This is a genomic window from Candidatus Odyssella thessalonicensis L13 (assembly GCF_000190415.1).
Taxonomy (GTDB): domain Bacteria; phylum Pseudomonadota; class Alphaproteobacteria; order Paracaedibacterales; family Paracaedibacteraceae; genus Paracaedibacter; species Paracaedibacter thessalonicensis.
On sequence record NZ_AEWF01000008.1, the window covers coordinates 1 to 17434 of the forward strand.

Below are 17434 nucleotides of genomic sequence, written 5' to 3' on the forward strand. Positions count from 1 at the left end.
ATATACCTATGGAAAAAGGCATTTTACAAAAATGGTTAAAGGCAGGGTTCATACAAGGAAGAACTCTCTTCAGAACAGAAGCAGGAACTCCTCAAGGGGGGATTATCTCACCTACCCTAGCGAACTTAACACTGGATGGCTTGGAAACAGGACTGAAAGCAAAGTTCCATAGGAGGAATGGTAGAGAATTATCCCCTAGAGTAAATGTCATCCGTTATGCAGATGATTTTATTGTAACTTGCAGGACAAAAGAACTTCTTGAAGAAAAGGTTCTTCCCTGGGTCACTACGTTTTTAAAAGCAAGAGGCCTTGAGCTCTCAGCAGAGAAGACGAAAATCACCCCTATTGAAGAAGGATTTAACTTTTTGGGACAAAATATACGCAAGTATAACGAAAAACTATTGATTAAACCTTCTAAAGAAGGAATCAAAGGTTTTCTAAATAAAATCCGAGAAGTCATCAAAGCACATAAGCAAGCAACTGCAGGGGAGTTAACAAATTATCTCAACCCCCTTATTCGAGGTTGGGCTAATTATCACCGGCATGTGGTTAGTGCAAAGACTTTCTCCAAAGTAGATGCTGCTATCTTCCGTTGCATTTGGAAATGGTGCCTACGGCGCCATCCAAATAAAGGCAGAAGGTGGATTAAAAGGAAGTACTTCGACAGAATTGGTAATAGAAATTGGGTGTTCTATGGTATGTCTACAAATAAGAGGGAAGGCAAGGTTAAACATTGGTTATGTTATGCTGCCAAAACTCCTATAAAAAGACATATCAAGATTAAAGCACAAGCTAACTTTTATGATAAAAAGTGGAAAACCTACTTCAGTCAAAGATTAGCTAAGAACCAAATCCAACGACCTAAACTCATTCAAATTGTAAAGCCGCGTTCATAGAAGAGCGTCATAAAAGCTTGAGCTGTATGATGGGAAACCATCACGTACAGTTCTTGGAGGACTGGTCCCTAGTAATGGGGACTGGTTACTCGACTATGTTTCATGTGAGCGACTTTTTCGCCCGGATTTACAATCTAAGCCTGTTGTTGTTTTATCCAATAATGATGGCTGCGTCATCTCGCGCTCCAATGAAGTGAAAGCTTTAGGAGTCCCTATGGGGGCACCTTTATTCCAAGTCCAAGAACTGTTAAGCGCCCAACAAGCCAGCATCTTCTCATCAAACTTTGCTCTCTATGCCGACCTTTCAACGCGGGTCATGACAACGTTATCTGACCTTGCACCGCGAGTAGAAGTCTATTCAATCGATGAAGCCTTCTTAGATTTTAGCAACGTCAGCAATATTGCCCAGGTAGCTTATCAGATTCGTCAACAGATAGCCGCTTGGATCGGGATTCCCACGTGCATCGGCATTGCCCCAACCAAAACCTTAGCAAAGGTTGCCAATCACTTAGCCAAGAAAAATTCAGCATACCATGGAGTTTGTATCCTCGAGGATCCCTTGGAGATCGAGCAGGTCCTCCGAACTTTTGCCATTGACGATATCTGGGGCATCGGACGGCGGATTTCTGCTCGTCTCAAAGCCTTAGGTATCAATACGGCCTATGAGCTTAAGCAACTCGATCCTAAATGGATGCGTCAGAACTTTACTGTTGTTGGGGAACGGCTGGTGCATGAATTAAATGGTATCCCTTGTCTGCTCCTAGAACCGGAAGCTCAAGCCCGACAATCCATTCAAGTCTCGCGAAGCTTCTCTAGACCCTTAACTCAATTTGAAGAAATCAGGGAAGCGGTCGCTTCCTATGCAACTCGACTCGCAGAGAAGCTAAGGTCTCATCAATTGAAAACCAATACTCTTGTGATCTCGGTTTGTACTAATCGCTTCCAGGTCACGAATCGCCAGTATTATAATAGCATTCTGATTAATCTACCTACAGCCCTCAATGATGATGGAAGATTGATTCAAGCGGCAGTGCAAGGGTTAGAAGCCATCTTTAAGGCCGGCTTTGACTACCATAAAGCGGGGATTATGGCTCTGGATTTAATGCCCATCACTTTGACCCAACTCAGTCTCTTCGATCCCCACGAGGAGAGAAATACTAAAGCGCAACAGATTAGCCGGACCTTGGATAAAATTAATCAGCGGTACGGCCGAGGAACCGTTCATATGGCGGCTTGTGGGCCAAGATTAAGCTGGAAAGATAGGAAGACCAGGAAGTCACCAGCCTATACTACCTCATGGCACCAACTGCCAAAAGTTAATGCTAAGTAGAGTATAATAACACTTCTCAGTTGCTTAATTCTTAGGCAAAGAGGTAATCTTCAATCAGAAAGCCAAGATTAAGGGATAAAACTTCCTTTATTAAGGAAGTTATCCACGGTATTTGTGGAGTGTGCCGTAGCAATAGAATTAAGGAGGACTAAAGAAATCCAGCGAAATTCTAGACAAGCTTTGAAAAAGATGAAGGAAGGTCCTTCGAAGCCGGCTTTCAGGAGCAGGCTTCAAACCACCTTAAGCGGCTGTTATTAAGAGTGACGGTCGTGAGCGTTAAGGAAAAGTCAGGTAAACTTGGCAGGTAAGAATCATAAAGACGAATGTAAATGAACCATTGATGACGCGTCGTTATTCGTAAAACTGACATCAAAACCGGGATCGTCCACAAATTCCGGGATAAGTCTACAGGAAACCTGATGACTGTGTAGACGGTGTCCGGCGTATAGATGGCGTGAGTATGATTTAGGCTTTTTCGAGGAACTACGGGAACCAGTCGTCTTGATGATAAGGGAGACACCCAAGATATCAAAGTGTCAAGGGTAAGAGTACTGATACAAGGCACTGGGACGGAGCAACGTGTAGTAGTTATGAAGTGGCTGTAATGGTCATGGAGCAAAGGCGTTGCATCAAGCAAGTGTTATTTTAAATTCAACTCGCAAGAGGAGGAAATTTTGAATAAAACAAAGCCTTTCATTATCTCCAAACAACTGGTAATGAAAGCTTATCAATTGATCAAACAAAATGCAGGGTCGGCTGGCGTAGACCAGCAATCTTTGCAAGACTTTGATAAGAACTTAAAGGATAATCTTTATAAGATCTGGAATCGGATGTCGTCTGGGACTTATTTGCCCCCGCCTGTAAAAGCGGTTCCGATACCGAAAAAGTCAGGTGGAGAGCGTATTCTAGGAATACCCACAGTATCTGATAGAGTAGCACAAATGGTTGTGAAGTTAACCTTTGAACCCATTCTAGAGCCTTGCTTTCATGAGGATTCCTATGGATATAGGCCTCACAAATCGGCGTTAGAAGCCGTGGGAGTAACGCGATATCGTTGCTGGTATATAGACTGGGTGGTCGAATTTGATATCAAAGGTCTATTTGACAACATCAACCATGCTCTATTGATGAAAGCAGTTAGGAAACACACAGAAAATAAGTGGGTTATACTTTACATAGAACGCTGGTTAAAAGCTTCTATACAACTACAAGATGGAAAATTAATTAAGCCTACCTGTGGGGTTCCCCAGGGGGGAGTAATCAGTCCTGTCTTAAGTAATTTATTTCTCCATTATGTATTTGATGCGTGGATGTCTCGTTATCATCCAGAGACAAAGTGGTGTCGATACGCCGATGATGGTTTGGTTCACTGTAAAACGGAGCAAGAGGCTAGTCAATTATTGAAGGCACTTAACCAACGTTTTAAGGAATGTGGGCTAGAATTACATCCAGGGAAAACAAAGATTATTTACTGCAAAGATGAGTTTCGTAAAGGTCAATATTCTAATATAAAGTTTGACTTTTTAGGATATACTTTTTGCCGACGGACGGTAAGAAATACGAGGCAAAATCGTCTCATGTCGCGATTTACGCCGGCAGTCAGCCAAGAAGCGAAGAAATCAATGCGGGCTCGCATACGTAAACTAAGGAACCAAGCACAGCGTAGCTTAAAAGATCTAGCCCAATTCTATAATCCAATTCTGAGAGGATGGATTCAGTACTATGGGAAATATCATTTATCAGCTTTACAGCCTGTGTTGCGGCACTTCAATCTAGCTTTAGTGGCGTGGGCGATGAATAAGTACAAACGGTTGAGAGGGCATAAAAGAACAGCATCACAATTTCTGATTAAAATTGCTGAAGAGCAACCAGAGATGTTTGTTCACTGGAAAATGCGTATGATGAAAAGCTTTGCTTGATGGAAGCGGTGTGAGTTGAGAGACTCACGCACCGTTTTGCGAGAGGCTAAGGGGGAAGTTCCCTTGGTCTACTCACCAAAAAATATGCAAGATTATCGACTGAAGGCCATTGATTCCGATAAAGGGATCTATCGTTGGTACGAAATTAAGCAAGCGCCTGATCTTCTGGGCAGATGGTCTCTGATCATTTCTTACGGACGTATTGGCCGGAAAGGGCGAAGTAAGGTTATGAGTTTTGATAGCCTTGAAGAAAAGGACAAGTTCTTACAGAAGACACTTAGGAAGCGCCTAACCTCAGAGCGGCGCATTGGCTGCAATTACACCCTTATCAAGGAAGATCGCATCAGCTTTCTGTCTTCGGAAGGGCGTTGATAAAGCTTTTCTCGCTTCCCAATTCTTTAAGTAGCGTTGAGTCAATTCAGTATTCTTAATAATCAGAAGATTCTCGGCATTCCGGCTATAGGCGGCTGCACTAAAATTGTACGACCCCGTTATCACGGTCTCCTTTTCGAGAATTAGGACCTTACTGTGGGCGATCCCTTGAGGGCTATCAATATAAACTTTGATGCCGTTTTGAGCTAATAAGTTTGCTTTAGAGTGTTTATCTGTTTTATTGGATTTGTCTAAGATAACTTGTACCTCCACCCCTCTTTTTTTCGCATCAATTAAGGCATCAGCTATATCTCTATCCGTGAATGAATAAGCCTGAAGATGAATGGAATGTTTAGCCATTTTTAAGGTGGTTAGAAGCGTTTGCTGACAAAGAGGGTTCGGCGAGAAGCACACCGCTAGCTCTTGAGATTTTTCGTGGATAAGAGTTGGTAGCTCATAATGAGCTGCATAAAAATAAGCAGCATTATATCCCACCCCTAAAGAAAGGGAAATGGCGGAGATTAATGTTGCCAGGGAGAATCGGTTTTTATTTGAGTGTTTAGGTGATTTCTTTTTTCGCATTTATAATCAGCCGCAATAAATGATAATGGTTTCTAAGAGTACCATTTAATTGTTTTACTCTATAAGGAAATCAGGAAGCCTAAGTAAAAAGACTTCTCTTGCGCAACTCATTATTCCTATAGTCTGTTTTAAGAAATCTCAGCCTTGTCCTATAAAAAGTTACTATAAAGGCACAGATTGAAGGAATTAGGAGATGATTCAGATTTGTTATGCCTTTACCGAGAGGTAGAGAAGGAACCATCTCCTTGGATAACTCATTATGACTTAGAGCTATTTGAATTAATAAACTATTTGTATTTATACTTTCAAGTTTATATCACTATTCTCTGTGCTGTATTTTTATCTCTATAGAAATTAAGCTTAATTATTTAACCCATAAGTTGTTTATCAGTGCAGTGCTACCCGTTAAGAACGGACAAAAATTACAGCTCCGTTTGTTAATACTATACCACTTATGCAACTAAGAGAGTCCATCTGTATTCTCTTGCTTGCGAGATGTTCCAAGCTTCTTGAATCGCTTCAAAGGACCCTCACAAACAATCTATCCCATTTCTAGGATCCTTTCTCTTAAGAAGCATAGTTCAAAACTTTCCTGCCTTCCTTTTTAGGAGTTATAATAGCAAGCATGGCTTCTTGTTTTTCATCTTCGATATTTAACGCTTTAAAAATGAGTTCCAATTTTTCTGCACGGGCTCCTCTAAGGGAACTTATAAAAAGCTTAGCTTTTTCGTCTTCCGTTAAACAGAGTTGAGTCGTAATATTATCTAAAACCAGAAGCTTATCTTTCATGGGGGATTGAGGAGACAGTGTATGCAACATACTCGCTTGATATTTACTAACATCAAATTTTTCTACTAAGCATTCACATATCCCGTCAGGTTTAATTCGGTGGGCAAATTTAAATATCTTATCAGGATTTTCATTAATAAAATTACCAACAAGTGTTGCTGTTTCTACTAAACGTTTTTTTGCTTGGATTGAGAGGGTTGGATGGGTGTATGTAAAAATGCGTTGTAATTTATCGGCGATTTTCTTTTCAAAGAGATTATCTTTCATAATAGTTTTCACCCCATCTGCCCGTTCTCTGCATTTTGATTCTGTAATAAACATCTCTGGATCATCTGAATTATCAGTAAAGATCCCATCAAATCCATTATCTGTACCATATTTTGAAAAATGTCCCTGGTAACCAAAATGAATCATGGTCAAGGTTGTTGCTAATTCTCCTAATGTCCCTCTTTCTTTATTATTGTCCGATACATCAGCAGACAAATTACTAAAAGCCTTATTTTCTTTCTCTTTTCCTCTATAAAAAGTAGCTTCAAGAGCTCCCTTAGACTTAATTTTGCCAGAATATTCGTTAAGTTTATTCTTAATATGTTGGGCAGTTCTAATGTCAATTTTTTTATGGGTTAAAATTAGTCTTTTGGATTCCTCTCCATTGTTTTGAAAGTCTGATACCTTCTTTATAACGCATCTGTCAAGATTACTCGCGTCTTCATCATCTATTACGTCTGCTTCTTCTAGATCCTTACCTTTTATTTTTATGGTTCCTTTAGTAGTAAGAGTATAGTTCTCTAACTTAGATTCTGACGACAAATCAACATTACAATCAGAATCAAAAGTAAAATCCAATAAATTCCATTTAAAGGGTGCTGGAGTAGTCTGAACAAAATAATTTACAGCAGTGAACCGCTGGTTATCTGTATCAAAGCATACGACTCTAACGCCTTTTATTTGGGTAGAACTAAAAGAAAATTTGTCTATATCAATGATCTCAGTTGCAAATATATTGAGATAACTTCCTAGAAGAATAGATGTCTGCACGAAGAATCTTTTAAGGGTTCTTTTAAAAAACATTATGTTTAGCTCCTTGGCTCTGGGCACTTAAGTGCGAATAAAGAGCAAAAATATGACTTTTTATCTCAAGGGTTTTTATTTTTCCAAAAATATTTTTATTTAATTTACTCATTTTATTTATGTTTTCCTTTGTTTTTTATTCAGAACGAGATAACAATAATCGATAAATATAATTTTTCTTATCCGCAAATTATACTTAAGGGCCTTACTTAAGTGTATTTTTAAAAGTTTTAGCATTTAGTAGGGTAATTTTACCGGAGTTTTTATCTGTTACACTATTATGCCTTATTATGCTATGAAATTTGACTTACCTGAAGCCGAAGAAAGAGTTTATGGAACAGAGGAGAAACTTTGACAACTAATTGAATATGGATGGGTTAGAAAAATCAGCTCTAGTGCAGATTTATATAGAGTACTCACGCAGCCTTCTGGCTACTTTATGAGAGTAAAAGAGCAGCTTGGTATTTTAGGCGTTTGTGGGATCAAAATTTCTTATCAACAAAGCATGGCAATAAGCGATCTGGATGAGAAAGATTCCCATGAATATATTAGTGAGCATACAGATTGGAATAGGATTCATGAATTGATGCGCCAATACGCACCGAATATTGAGCTGGTCGATCCTAAAACTCTTAATATTCCGAATTCTTAATTCTCTAGTGGCTAAGTTAACGCCCCATATGAGCCTTAACTTCTAGGATGTATCATTTTTAAATTATTGTTGAAAAATAGCACTAGCATTTCTGATTTATTTCATTGATGGTTGAAGGGAAATATTAATGAGATCATTACAAGCTTTAGTCATATCCTTTCCCATATTATTGCCGGGTCCCCATAAATTGGGGGTGCTGGTTATACTTTTAAGGGATATTAGCCTTAGAACATTTTGACGAATATCTGAAACCTATTTATACTGCGGGGGCATTGCATATCGTTATAGTAGAAGAGGATGTTGTAGAAATTATAGAAAGGTAATTTTTATGAGCTTTCTAAGCTATCTTCTAAACCTTAAAACCCAGAAATTATTACTATTGAGAAGGTCTAAAAGAAATGAATATAAAAAGAAATAATGTAGCTAATATCATATTTTCCCAACTATTTTCCTTATTCTTTATTAATGGTATTGCCGCAAATGAAAGTGACTATAATCAAAGATTTTTATTAGCGCCTCCATTACCTGAGATGCCTAATATCGACTTGGATAGCACCCCTAGAAAGCTAAAAGTAGAGAATAGTAAGCAAGAAGAAAACGGGAAAATTAAAGATAACAACTTAATAAATGAACAAATGCTACAAAAAATTTATCAAGAAGCAATAGATAACCGCAATAACTATAAAGATTGGCATAGGTATCATCCTTCTCTTTTTAAAGATTTTATCGGATATCTAAGGAAAGCAAAGGAGGGATTTTTTCAAGTAGCCCAAAATGGAAATGTAAGAGCGATGCATAACTATGCCATGCTCGCCTATAAATATGATAAGCTTGAAGCTGCCCATTATTGGTTTAGAAGAGCAGCCGAAAGAGGTTTTGAGCCCTCCAAACGTAACCTAGTTCGACTAAATAAAAGGCTCAACCTGCAACATGAAAAAAGTCAAATAATATCTTTAGAACTATTCTTAGAGTCCTTACCCTCTGAACTCTTTGTTCATGTGCTCTCTTTCTTACCTCCTACAGATATTGCTTTATCAATAAGATTAGCCTCTAAGCAATTTCATAGCTTATCGTATGATAAGGCCTTAGGTTTCGCAAATAATGAAGAAAGAAGATGGGAACAAATAGTTCGAGCTCCAAGCCTTGCTCATGTAAAAAGGCTTATTGTATGTACAGTTAACGGAAGAAACTTGTATCAGCAAACTTTTGAGAAATGTGGCTATAGTAAAGAAGGTAGCGATCGAATATTAAGAGCACCCTATGGGGAAGAAAAAATATTTCTCTCTCCTCCCGTAGCTTTCAAATTTTTAGGTATTTTACCAGGTGCTCTCTTTTATACCATATCCTATGAGCGACTGGCATTGAAGCTGCCGTATGATTTAGCTACTGATATTGAGGTGTATGATAAGGTTCGTCAATTTGCTGAAGATGTATACCTATCTCCTGAATTCCCTTTTAAAGAATATAAGGTAAATAATCCGAAGTTCGACATTTTAATCCACCGTAAAGACTTTAATACAATATTAGATTATAAAAAACGTAGCATAGTTGCAGGATATATTTGTGCCTTAAATAATATTCGTGGCATGAGAAATTGCTTGGATTACTATAAATTATACGAGCAACTATATAAAAATATTATCGCAACAATTAACACTTATCTTAAGGAACAGGATGTTTGGGCTGCCTTAGGAAATTTGCCTACAATTCAAAAGGAACAATGGACAAATGAAGATTATCGCACTGATATTATAAATAGCAGAAAGATATTCCTTGCTACGACGCAGTTCGATAGATATGCGTTAAACTTATGGATGAGCTTTAAAGCTTTTTATGAACTCAGATTCCCAATCCATATTCTCTCTCTAGATTTGAAAAGAATTAAGCTCTTGTTTAAGAGAATAACGAGTATCTTAATCATAGCCAATCATGAAGAAGCTAATGAGTGGAATATTCTATATAATAAACACAAGTATCTTGAAGGTGAAGAGCTCCCTTATAAGGGGTGGTTATTGGCAGCATCTTAAATGAGATAATTATTATAAATACGAGACTATATGTACGTCTCCTATTTCAGATTAATATTGCACATTAATTTGATCTGAACCCGATCTATGCTTAGCTCTATGAGCTTATTATGGTTCATCTACATAAAGGAACGAAAAGTACCATAGGAGTGCATTAATAATTGATAGTATCTCTGATGCGCATGATAGTTTGTCGGCTTGTATTAAAGTTTCTTGCAATAGCCGCAATAGTTTTACCTTCTTGTAATTGCTGTATAGTTTGCTTTGTCTGTAATTCTGTGAGAATTTTCGGGCGACCGAGAGTTTTGCCCTTTGATTTGGCTCTAACAAGCCCGGCTTGGGTACGCTCAATTAACAGATCTCGCTCGAATTGAGCAACTGCATTAATTACTCCCATAGTCATTTTCCCAGCTGAACTAGTAAGATCGACACCTCCCAGTGCCAGACAATGGACTTTGATCCCTACTTCTTCGAGCTTAGCAACAGTGGTGCTTACATCAATAGCATCCCGTCCTAGTCGATCAAGCTTAGTGACTACTAAAATATCCCCCTTTTCCATTTTATCTAATAAACGCGCAAACCCTTTACGTCGTGAAATATGCATGGATCCCGATATAGTTTCAGTAATTATTCGATGAGGCTCAATAACAAAGCCAGCTTCTAGAATTTCTTTTATCTGGTTGTCAGGGTTTTGTTCCATAGTGGAAACACGGGCATAAGCAAAAGTACGTGGCATAATGTTGTATAAAGTGTATAAAAAGGATGTCCTAAATGTTTCATATGTCCTAATCTATGTCAATATAATTTTTGGACAGTAGGAAGAAGCCGTGTCCAAAACCGATCGATTTTGAACACCTAATAATCGTTTTGATCAGAGAGTATAATCTATGCTAATGAGACCGAATAGATTTTTCCTTTCAGTAGAAGCTACTTAACCATTTAGTATAAGGAACACGATGATAAAGATCATTATTCTAGAAGGGGATAATTAAATTATCATAAACTTTATAATAAATCTTATGTTAAATATTTTATATTCTTTATATTGTTTATAATTGAAAAATTTTAATCTAATACATTAAATTCTATACAGTTTATGGTAATATACGGTTATCAAAATTAGTCTTGCTTCTAGGCCGCTTTTTATAGGGATCAAGCTTAAATATCTTATAATTTGGCACTAGCTTCGTATTAATTTTACAAATATACACCTCTCTTGAGGAACAACAAATTCACTGTCCCTACTAGACAATCTGTGAAAAATGGCCAATGCAAGAGCCAAATTGAGACCTGACCATTTCCTAGCTATACATTTATTGTGAAGTTAGGCTTAAGCTCAATGCTTAACCTTTGACACATTTAGTTGAATTCTCTCTCTTCAATCTTAACCGAAGGATTACCCGACACGGTACTTATTGAATCTTCTTCAATCGCATCCTCTTTAGCAAGTTGCTTCCATTTCTCTCATTCAGCAATATCACCTTTCCCATGTATCGCTAATCCATATTGAGCCTTAACATGACCTTTTATAGCGGCTTTTGCGTAGCATTTTAGAGCCATTTTGTCTGCCCCTGGCCCCTTAGACAGTTCCACGCGGCCCTGCATATGCATCCATCCAAGATTATTTTGAGCAGCAGCATGTCCCTTTGTAGGAGCTGTTTTGTACCAGTACACAGCCTGTTTGTCTGATATTTTCCCTTTAAATAATTTTGCCCGACCTTCCTTATACATCTGGCCAAGATTAAACTGAGCTTCACTTACCCCTTGTTCAGCCGCTTTGGTACCCATTTGTTTGCCTGTGATCCCTTAGGCCATCCTCCTCGCCCTTGTTCGTAGAGTATTGCTAGATTAAAGCTAGCCCCAGCATGTTCTTGATTGGCCGCTTTGATGTACCATTCTACAGCCTTCTTATCTGCGTCTGGTCCCTTAGGTAATCCTGCACCATCTTATTCATAGAGTACTGCAAGTTAGTTTACTGCTTTATATTCTAAAGGGGTGCTGTGGAAAAACTGACAAGGACGTTTTTTCCACAAATGCTAACAAAGAGGCTTACGACCTCTTTTTGTTAGCTTCTAGAAATTGACAATTGAGTTTATAGAGTAGAGTTATTGCTTTTTTATGTCCAGCGAGGGCAGCCTGATTCCAATAGTGTATACCTTTAGGCCGATCCAATATCCTATTCACAACCCCATGTTTGCCGTCATGGTTAAAACCCTCAAACCATTTTTTACCTATTTCATAAAGAGCTTCAGGATCCCTATTGTTCACTTTTTCCAATAATTCCTCTCGATTCTCTTTCTTAAGATTTTCTCGCAAATACCCCTCGTCCTTCTCCTGTGATCCTGCGGTAAGACCGAAAGAGCTCTCCTTAGGAGATTCGATAAGTTTTCTAATTGCTTCCTGTTGGCCTTTTAAAGCTGCTACATGCCACCACTCCTGTGCTTTAAGCTTGTGTGATTTTGTTGTTTTAGCGTCCACCCTGTTTCCGAGTATAAGTTGGGCGGCTCCATTTTGGATAGAAACGGCTACTTCATCTAATCCTTGTGGTGTTAAATTTTCAAGGCCTTTTGGTATGTCAATAGCTTGGACTAATGAGTGATGAAACAGTGTTATAGATACTATTGTTAGGTATTTTTTAAAATAGATCACAGAGAACCCCTTAATTTCTTTAGTTTTGATAAAAGGCAACCGAACAACATTATTAAAGTAAGACTTTTAAAAAACAAGCAAGAAAGAGAGAAGCATTTTCCATTAGGTGCCGTTGCAAGTTTTTAAGAAACTGGTAATTTAGGGAAAAGCAATCTTATAAATGAGCTATATGATGAAGCCCAAAGAGTACCGTCAAGTAGTTGAGATGTAGATACAGTTATTGTAAGATTTATGCAAAAATAAGAGAAAATCTTTGATCATGGGAGATCCTTATAAAGGATGCCGTTTTTCCAAAAGTGTTATCAGCTTTGCTATTCATTACTATTACCGTTATAAGATCAGCTTAAGAGATTTAAGCGAAATGCTTCAGGATAGAGGCCTATCTGTCACTTACGAAACGATTCGAAATTGGTGTCAAAGCTGGGGTCCTGTTTATGCTAGAGGTATTCGTCCCAAAAGACGATCAGCTTTTAAAGACAAATGGCATATCGATGAAGTGAGGATAAAGAAAAAAGGGAAGTTTTGTGGTTATGGCGGCTGATTGATAGTGAGGGAGAAGAGATTGATGTCCTTTTACAAAGGAGAAGAAATGCCAAGTCAGCTATCCGATTTTTAAAGCGAGCGCTTAAAAAATTAGGTGTATCTCCTCGCGTCATAGTGACAGATAAGCTGAAAGGGACTGTTGCATTTAGAAACTAATCAAAGATAATAGCACTTAGCAAAGCTTGTGAAGATAGGACTTTACAATGAAGAGTGATTTCTGGAAGCGCCGTTTTAGCGGCTTAATCATTTTGCAATGTATGCGTTGGTATTTGCGTTATCCCCTCAGTTACCGGAACCTAAAAGAGATGATGGAAGAGCGTGGGGTAGACGTTGATCATACAACCATCTATCGTTGGGTTCAGAGATATGCCCCAGAGTTCGAGAAAAGGTTACGCTGGTATGCTAAGCCATTAGGTTTTTCCTGGAAAGTTGATGAAACCTATATCAAGATTAAAGGTCACTGGAAGTATCTTTATCGGGCTATAACTTCTAGCGGTGAAACCATCGATTTTATGCTTTCCCATAAAAGGGATACCAAGAGTGCTATTAAATTCTTTAAAAGAGCACTTAAACAATGTCATGAACACCCATGCAAGATTAACACTGATCAGAATCCAGCTTATGCTAAAGCTATAGAGAAAATAAAGAAAGAGGGATCGTTAAGCCAGGATGTCAGTCATACTCAAGTAAAATATAGCAATAATAGAATTGAATCTGACCACAGTAGATTGAAAAGGCGGCTCAGACCAATGCTTAGTTTCCAGTCATTTCATACAGCCAACCGAACTATTAAGGGTATTGAAGCGATGCTAATGTTGGTAAAGAAGCAAACATGTTTCTTGAGGAGGACACTGAGCGATCAAATCAAGCTTATTAATGAGCTATTCCACATTTATTCTTAAAGTTTATGACAAATAAGAGATAACTATTATCTCATTCCTTAAATGCAACAGTCCCTTTTAGCTTTTCTTCCGATCACCGTATAATAATAGAACTTTTTTACACATATAAGCCAAGATCACAGGTCTCATACCTCTACTTTAGCTTTGAAGTAGTTTAAACGAAGGATGCTCTTTATAAAAATACGAGTATGTGTTTTAAAAATGATGGTTAAACATTTACAGCCATGGAACCCTAAATATATTGACATCTAAGACGGTAGCATCAGAACCCTTATATAAGCTTCACTATTTGCTTCTCATTTTAAGACGATAGCATCAGCACCGTTTCAAATTAGTTTCCCTCCCATTTTCAAAAAGGTACAAAAAATATCGTATTTTCCTGTAAGGAGGATAACTGAATAAATTTTAAAATCCTTCAAAACGAATTTAAGCTATAAGGTTTGAGATGTCTCTCTGTTTAAAAGCTAAAAAGACCTCTTTGTATTGGCTAACCATAATATTTATTTTTCTAGTTAATCCAATTACGGCAGCTGATAACGAAGTAACAGGAGGAGAAGGAAGTTTTATTCCTCCTTCCTTTCCTTCCTTATCAAATATTAAAAGAGAAGAGGAAGCAGAGCTCAATAAAGAAAGAGGTGAAGAGTCCCAAAACACTTCTTCAAGCAGCCCTACAGACAGAGGGTTAGATAGTGAAGAAGAAGAAATTAAGCCGGCTCATTTTTTTTCTCTAACGCAGGATAATAAAGATTGCCACTCTTATTTAGATAGCCGAGCTATATGGAATGATGAAAATCTATCCTTTTATGATCATGAATTCAAAGACTGGCATAAGAGTGCCTGTCAACATTTGAAAGATCTTACACCCCAGGTGAGAACATTTTTGACATTTAATGATAGGCCCAGCAAAACTAATCTTTTAAGATATCGTGTAGATATACTCTCCACCACCAGCAACTTAGGTATTGAAATAGAAAATGATCAGAGTGTATGGGTGCCAGGATGGCCAAGTGAACCGGTTAAAAAGGACCTCCCAGCTGCTTTTCATAAGGAGAAATTCAGATTTATAGATGACTTGTTACCTCCTGAACAACGTAAATTAGCGCGAGAGAGAAAGAGGCCTTTTTTAATCCAACGTATTACTGCAGGATATAAGTTTGAAACTTATAGTTATCTGATTAAAGAAAGACAAAATTACGTCCAGAAAAGCTTAAATAAAGCGAAAATCAATGATACGCACTTTAATATGCGTTTTTTACATACTGAACAAGGTTTGCTTACCTACTTGTCCTCTGAAGAATTCATTACTAAGGCCATAAAGAAAATAAAGGAAATAACTCAGGACAAAAACTACCAAGGGGAGGAACTAGCTATTGTTATCAATATAGCTTCCTCCAGGAGTGTGTGTCTTTGCTGTGCAGATAGATTTTTTCGGGAATCTGAATGGGGGAATGAGTTATTACACACCCTTCAATCTAACCTAAACACTAAGTTCCTAAACACTAAGTTGAAATTACATTTTCTCGCTTCTGCAACACAAACCTATCCTGATGACCTTGATGCAAAAAATCCAGATTCAAAAGAGCTAATAGAGAGATTGAAAAAATTGAATTAAATTCCCATTATCATCTTAAAGGTAATTAATCAAGTTAGGTATTTGAATGAATAGAATTAGTGTACTTTTAGTTAGTATTTGCTCACTGGTAACTAATAATTATGCTTGGACACAACAAAACGACTATATAGAGGTAATCCAGAATGGCGTAAAATATAATACCACAGTGGAAAGTTTTTGTGCTCAGTATACTCAATCCGAGAATGAAGATTGGTCTGTTTTAGATGTTACCACTACCCTCAACAATTTAACTTTTATTACTCTTAACCCTCTCCTTATTAGTGGATCTCTCTTTACTCTAGGAGCCGCGGTCTATAAATATCGCCGACTTATACTTAATTATTGGTACAATTTGAATACGAGTAGTGAGACCATGGAAGTGGAAGAAATCTTACCCGCAACCATGCCTGGACTGTATAGAGACTATTTACAGGCGATTGATGATATATTGTCCACTGGCTTTCCCACACATAGAAAAAGTAATCTGTCAGACTGGTGGAAGTTTCCAATCTACGGTAGATTCAATACAAAAAGGAATTCTTGGTTAAGTTATATTTTATGTAACAAATTAGTAAAATCTTCAGAAGACTATCTTTATGGTTACCTCTATATCAATGATAGCTATCAAGTGGAGATGAAATGCCATTTCCATATTATTAACCCTGAAAAAATAAATACTAATAATTTTTATAAAATTAATACTTTTTTCAAAAATTATACTAGGGGCTTGAAAGTAGATCCGAAATTTTCTCCTTCTCGTGGTTTACAAGAAACTACTAGAAAGATAGAAGGTAACTCCTCTGATTTAGAAATGGGTAAGTATATAGCTGCTCACCCACATCTTAATATAGAGAAATTTAATACTCTGGATATAGAAGAAGCTCAGAAATTTCTGGATAGTTTTTTAGACAAGAATAATTTCTCACAATCTTACCCTTTCCAATGGGGTAAAGATAATAACCCCTTTAGAGCTTTACTAGAATTATCTAAAACGGATGATAGAGTTAAAGTTAGTTGGGTAAAAGAGATCAATGATAAAAGCGAATTATTAACTCATTTATATTTCCTGTTCCCAACTCACCCCGAAACCTTAACCGATAAAGAATCCTTCAGCATTGTCTTACATATTACCCAGCGTGATGCGGAGGGTTTTATTTACAAGGGATTTATTCCCAAAGGAACGATTTATCTTAAGGGAGAGGAAAACAGTGGTCCTCTTCATTTCACTCTTAGAAAGGTTAGCGGTGATGGTGATTGCGGGTTTCATGCTATAAATAGTACACGGAAGCAGAGTCTAAAACTTCTCATGGAAGTTGCCCATGATTCATCTATCAGAGCCCTTGTGGCACCGGAGATTTTTAGAGCCTTAAGAGATGGGAGTCTTCCAGAAATTTTAGAGCCGGCTTTTAAAGAGTTAGAAAATGACTATAACTTGGTTATGGAAGATGAAAAGTCTTTAGCTGGCTCCCTGACGAGTGAGCTAGGAGATAATAAGGGAGGGCTTCAATCTCTGGATGAGTTATTAAATAGCTATGAATTATCTACCGAACAATTAAATGCAATTACTGCTATAAAAGCTAGGTATGCTGATTTATGTAGAAGAATTCTTGAGCGTGCTGGAGAGAAAAAAATCTATCTTAAATATATAAAGCATTTTAAGACCAGTGGGATAAACGGCAGCGGATGGCTTACTCATACTCCTAACAAGAGTATAGAAGCAACTATAGGCACGACTGGACTATACGATGCTATTGCTTCCTTGCATGGAAGTAATCTTTATGTATGGCAAACCACAGAAGATCCCTCATATTTAAAACTTATTCATTGGTATGAAAATGAGAACAATACTGATGATGCCCATGTACTTCACAACGGGGAAGATCATTATGATAAGTTAGAGTGCTATGAGAAGATAAAAATGAGAGATAATTTATTAAATCCCCAAGAATCTCATCGTCAGCACTTAAAAGGCAAAGTGAGAAAAAGAAAAATAAAGCAGGAGATAGATTAAATAAATAAAGGTGATTTTTTAAGAAAAAAGATATATTATTAATATATAGCTAATAGTGTTCCAAAGGTATAATGAAAAA

General features: G+C 37.5%; 17 protein-coding genes. 11 read left to right on the forward strand and 6 right to left on the reverse strand.

Annotated features, from left to right (window positions below):
* Positions 1-8 precede the first annotated feature (8 nt).
* Positions 9-896: a group II intron maturase-specific domain-containing protein gene (locus HMO_RS14800; protein ID WP_139016881.1), complete on the forward strand. Its 888-nt coding sequence runs from the start codon at positions 9-11 to the stop codon at positions 894-896.
* Positions 897-957: 61 nt separating this feature from the next.
* Positions 958-2226 (forward strand): Y-family DNA polymerase, encoded by a 1269-nt coding sequence (locus HMO_RS0111205; protein ID WP_029448987.1) that lies wholly within the window; start codon positions 958-960, stop codon positions 2224-2226.
* 217 nt (positions 2227-2443) lie between these two features.
* Here the strand turns inward: HMO_RS0111205 and HMO_RS16880 are convergent, their stop codons facing one another.
* Entirely contained in the window at positions 2444-2746 is a 303-nt protein-coding gene (locus HMO_RS16880; protein ID WP_139016882.1) for a hypothetical protein, read from the reverse strand.
* A 154-nt stretch (positions 2747-2900) separates the two neighbouring features.
* Between HMO_RS16880 and ltrA the strand changes: the two genes are divergently transcribed.
* Entirely contained in the window at positions 2901-4145 is a 1245-nt protein-coding gene (gene ltrA / locus HMO_RS0111210) for a group II intron reverse transcriptase/maturase (RefSeq protein ID WP_010303084.1), read from the forward strand.
* Between the two features lie 84 nt (positions 4146-4229).
* Positions 4230-4517: a WGR domain-containing protein gene (locus HMO_RS16220; RefSeq protein WP_010303088.1), complete on the forward strand. Its 288-nt coding sequence runs from the start codon at positions 4230-4232 to the stop codon at positions 4515-4517.
* Here the strand turns inward: HMO_RS16220 and HMO_RS14805 are convergent.
* On the reverse strand, positions 4440-5099 hold the full coding sequence (locus HMO_RS14805; protein ID WP_010303092.1) for a phospholipase D family nuclease: 660 nt from the start codon (positions 5097-5099) through the stop codon (positions 4440-4442). The genes HMO_RS16220 and HMO_RS14805 overlap by 78 nt on opposite strands.
* Before the next feature lie 567 nt (positions 5100-5666).
* Positions 5667-6926, reverse strand: coding sequence for a hypothetical protein (locus HMO_RS0111220; protein WP_139016883.1), 1260 nt, complete (start codon positions 6924-6926; stop codon positions 5667-5669).
* 472 nt (positions 6927-7398) lie between these two features.
* Between HMO_RS0111220 and HMO_RS0111230 the strand changes: the two genes are divergently transcribed.
* The gene (locus HMO_RS0111230; protein WP_010303101.1) at positions 7399-7611 is read left to right on the forward strand and encodes a hypothetical protein; all 213 of its coding nucleotides are present in this window, start codon (positions 7399-7401) and stop codon (positions 7609-7611) included.
* A gap of 398 nt (positions 7612-8009) precedes the next feature.
* Positions 8010-9638, forward strand: a complete 1629-nt coding sequence (locus HMO_RS0111235) for an F-box protein (RefSeq protein ID WP_010303104.1) — start codon at positions 8010-8012, stop codon at positions 9636-9638.
* 154 nt (positions 9639-9792) lie between these two features.
* Here the strand turns inward: HMO_RS0111235 and HMO_RS0111240 are convergent, their stop codons facing one another.
* The 3 genes from HMO_RS0111240 to HMO_RS0111250 form a co-directional block, all read right to left on the reverse strand.
* Positions 9793-10374, reverse strand: coding sequence for a recombinase family protein (locus HMO_RS0111240; RefSeq protein WP_010303107.1), 582 nt, complete (start codon positions 10372-10374; stop codon positions 9793-9795).
* A gap of 728 nt (positions 10375-11102) precedes the next feature.
* Positions 11103-11426 carry a tetratricopeptide repeat protein gene (locus tag HMO_RS15825; protein WP_010303109.1) on the reverse strand — a complete coding sequence of 108 codons (324 nt, stop codon included), beginning with the start codon at positions 11424-11426 and terminating at the stop codon, positions 11103-11105.
* Positions 11427-11687: 261 nt separating this feature from the next.
* A complete protein-coding gene (locus HMO_RS0111250; protein ID WP_010303110.1) occupies positions 11688-12287 on the reverse strand; it encodes a hypothetical protein in 600 nt (199 codons plus the stop codon).
* A 253-nt stretch (positions 12288-12540) separates the two neighbouring features.
* Between HMO_RS0111250 and HMO_RS15285 the strand changes: the two genes are divergently transcribed.
* From HMO_RS15285 to HMO_RS0111275, 5 genes are all read left to right on the forward strand, one after another.
* Positions 12541-12828: an IS6 family transposase gene (locus HMO_RS15285; protein ID WP_139016884.1), complete on the forward strand. Its 288-nt coding sequence runs from the start codon at positions 12541-12543 to the stop codon at positions 12826-12828.
* The gene (locus HMO_RS17695; protein WP_083821306.1) at positions 12810-12986 is read left to right on the forward strand and encodes a DDE-type integrase/transposase/recombinase; all 177 of its coding nucleotides are present in this window, start codon (positions 12810-12812) and stop codon (positions 12984-12986) included. The genes HMO_RS15285 and HMO_RS17695 overlap by 19 nt, the downstream gene beginning before the upstream one ends.
* Before the next feature lie 47 nt (positions 12987-13033).
* Entirely contained in the window at positions 13034-13732 is a 699-nt protein-coding gene (locus HMO_RS0111265; protein ID WP_010303112.1) for an IS6 family transposase, read from the forward strand.
* A gap of 445 nt (positions 13733-14177) precedes the next feature.
* Positions 14178-15344 (forward strand): hypothetical protein, encoded by a 1167-nt coding sequence (locus tag HMO_RS0111270; RefSeq protein WP_010303113.1) that lies wholly within the window; start codon positions 14178-14180, stop codon positions 15342-15344.
* A gap of 46 nt (positions 15345-15390) precedes the next feature.
* Positions 15391-17355: a hypothetical protein gene (locus tag HMO_RS0111275; RefSeq protein ID WP_010303114.1), complete on the forward strand. Its 1965-nt coding sequence runs from the start codon at positions 15391-15393 to the stop codon at positions 17353-17355.
* The last annotated feature ends 79 nt before the right edge of the window (positions 17356-17434 follow it).

Excerpts from the sequence above, each read along its gene's own strand:
- HMO_RS0111265 (WP_010303112.1), top strand. The coding sequence starts at position 13,034 with ATGAAGAGTGATTTCTGGAAGCGCCGTTTTAGCGGCTTAATCATTTTG.
- HMO_RS0111230 (WP_010303101.1), top strand. The coding sequence starts at position 7,399 with ATGAGAGTAAAAGAGCAGCTTGGTATTTTAGGCGTTTGTGGGATCAAA.
- HMO_RS0111235 (WP_010303104.1), top strand. The coding sequence starts at position 8,010 with ATGAATATAAAAAGAAATAATGTAGCTAATATCATATTTTCCCAACTA.
- HMO_RS14805 (WP_010303092.1), bottom strand. The coding sequence starts at position 5,099 with ATGCGAAAAAAGAAATCACCTAAACACTCAAATAAAAACCGATTCTCC.
- HMO_RS16220 (WP_010303088.1), top strand. The coding sequence starts at position 4,230 with ATGCAAGATTATCGACTGAAGGCCATTGATTCCGATAAAGGGATCTAT.
- HMO_RS0111240 (WP_010303107.1), bottom strand. The coding sequence starts at position 10,374 with ATGCCACGTACTTTTGCTTATGCCCGTGTTTCCACTATGGAACAAAAC.
- HMO_RS0111270 (WP_010303113.1), top strand. The coding sequence starts at position 14,178 with ATGTCTCTCTGTTTAAAAGCTAAAAAGACCTCTTTGTATTGGCTAACC.
- HMO_RS0111275 (WP_010303114.1), top strand. The coding sequence starts at position 15,391 with ATGAATAGAATTAGTGTACTTTTAGTTAGTATTTGCTCACTGGTAACT.
- HMO_RS14800 (WP_139016881.1), top strand. The coding sequence starts at position 9 with ATGGAAAAAGGCATTTTACAAAAATGGTTAAAGGCAGGGTTCATACAA.
- HMO_RS15825 (WP_010303109.1), bottom strand. The coding sequence starts at position 11,426 with ATGGGTACCAAAGCGGCTGAACAAGGGGTAAGTGAAGCTCAGTTTAAT.